General features: G+C 76.4%; 2 protein-coding genes. Both read left to right on the forward strand.

What is annotated here, in order from left to right; genetic code table 11:
* Positions 1 to 243: 243 nt before the first annotated feature.
* Entirely contained in the window at positions 244 to 1,263 is a 1,020-nt protein-coding gene (locus LCE31_RS06940; protein WP_225013107.1) for an aldo/keto reductase, read from the forward strand.
* 396 nt (positions 1,264 to 1,659) lie between these two features.
* On the forward strand, positions 1,660 to 2,295 hold a 636-nt coding region (locus tag LCE31_RS06945; RefSeq protein ID WP_374118420.1), incomplete at its 3' end, for an LLM class flavin-dependent oxidoreductase.

Consider the following 2,295-nt stretch of genomic DNA (forward strand, 5'->3'; position numbering starts at 1 on the left):
TCGTGCAGGTGCTCGGCGAGCCTCCCCCCCCCCCCCCCCCCCGGGCGCCCCCCCCCCCCGGGGGGGTGGGGGGGGGGGGGGGGGGGCCCCGCGCCCCCCCCCCCCGCGATCCACCCGCGCCGAGAGCCCCCCCGGGCCGTGCGCCGCCCGCCGCGCAGCGGTGCGAGGCCGTGACGCCCACCCGTAGGGCGTCACGCCGCACCCGTAACGCCGTCACACTTCATCTGCAATGGAGGACACATCATGCAGTACCGCACCTTGGGCCGTACCGGTGTGCAGGTCAGCTCCCTCGCGCTCGGCGCGATGAACTTCGGCACGGCGGGCGGCGCCACACAGGACGACGCCACCGCCATCGTCGACGCCGCGCTCGAAGGCGGGGTCAACCTCATCGACACCGCCGACATGTACAGCGACGGCGAGTCCGAGGAGATGGTCGGCAAGGCCATCGCCGGCCGCCGCGACGACATCATCCTGGCCACGAAGGCGGGCATGCCGATGGGCGAAGAGCGGAACCATGCCGGCAGCTCGCGCCGCTGGCTGGTCACCGAGCTGGACAACAGCCTGCGCCGCCTCGGTGTCGACCACGTCGACCTCTTCCAGATCCACCGGTGGGACCCGAACACCAGCGACGAGGAGACCCTCTCGGCCCTGACCGACCTGCAACGGGCCGGAAAGGTGAGGTACTTCGGCAGCTCGACGTTCCCCGCTTACCGCATCGTGCAGGCAGAGTGGACGGCCCGGGAGAACCACCTCAGCCGCTACGTCACCGAGCAGCCGAGCTACTCGATCCTTCAGCGCGGGATCGAGACCCATGTGCTGCCCGTCACCGAGCAGTACGGCCTCGGTGTGCTGGCGTGGAGCCCGCTGGCCTCGGGCTGGCTCTCCGGCGCGATCCGCGCGGGCCGGGAGATCACCACCAGGCGCTCGGCGTTCCTGCCGGGACGCTTCGACCTCTCCGTCCCCGCCAACCGGGTCAGGCTCGACGCCGTCGAGCAGCTGGCGAAGATCGCCGACGAGGCCGGCCTGACCATGATCCAGCTGGCGCTCGGATTCGTCACCGCGCACCCCGCGGTGACCAGCGCCCTCATCGGCCCCCGCACGCTGGACCACCTGCACACGCAGCTGGCCGCCTCGGACACCGTGCTCTCCGCCGACGTGCTCGACGCGATCGACGCCGTCGTCGCCCCCGGTACCGACCTCGCCGCGGACGAGAAGATCGACACACCGCCCGCCCTGCTCGACCCGTCGCTGCGGCGCCGCTGAGCGCCCGGCGCGCCGGCGCCCCGCCGGCGCGCCCCCCCCCGGGGGGGCGCCCCCGGGGGGGGGGGGGCGCGGGGGGGGGGGGGGCGGCCCCCGGGGGGGGGCGGGGGCGGCGCCCGCGCCCCCCCCGCCCCGCCCCCCCCCCCCCCCCCCCCCCGGCCCCCGCCCCCGGGGGGGGGGGGGCCGCGGGGCCGGGGGGGGCGGGCCCCCCCCCCCCGCCCCCCCCCCCGGCCGTCAGGACGCACCGGAGCGGCGAGGCGCGCGGGTAAGCGGCGTCCGCCACCGGAGCGGCGAGGTGCGCGGCGAGCGGCGTCCCCCTTCCGAACGGCGCGCACACCGCGCCCTGTTGAAAGGACGAACGGAACCATGCCGAACCCGTCCCGACCCCGTTTCGGGATCATGACACCACCCATGCAGGTCGGCTACGCCGATATTCTGCGGGTCTGGCGCGAGGCGGACGCCGTCCCGGAGATCGAGCACGCGTGGCTGTTCGACCACCTCATGCCGATCGGCGGCGACCCGCAGGGACCGGCCTACGAGGGCTGGACGCTGCTCTCGGCCCTCGCCGCCGCGACCGGGCGACTGCGGCTCGGCGTGCTGGTGACCAGCAACCGGTTCCGGCCGCCCGCGATGCTGGCCAAGATCGCCGCCACCGTCGACGTCGTCTCCGGCGGCCGGCTCGACTTCGGCATCGGCGTGGGCTCCCGCCCGGACCATCCGGTCGCCAGGCGCGAGTACGAGGCGCACGGCCTGCCCTTCCACGACTCCGCCCACGCGGTCGCGAGCCTCGCCGAGGCGTGTGCGGTCATACGCCGGCTGTGGACCGAGACCGAGCCGTTCGACTTCGACGGCAGCCACGTCCGCCTCACCGGGGCGTTCTGCAACCCCAAGCCCGTCCAGCGCCCGTACCCGCCGATCGTGATCGGGGGGCGGGGGGGCGGCCGGCCCCAGGGGGGCGCGCACAAGCGCGGCCCGGGGGGGCATAGAGGGCGGGGCGGGGCGGGGGGGGCGCGGGGGGGCCCGGGGGGCGCGGGG

The organism is Streptomyces sp. 8L (genome assembly GCF_020176795.1).
Taxonomy (GTDB): Bacteria; Actinomycetota; Actinomycetes; order Streptomycetales; family Streptomycetaceae; genus Streptomyces.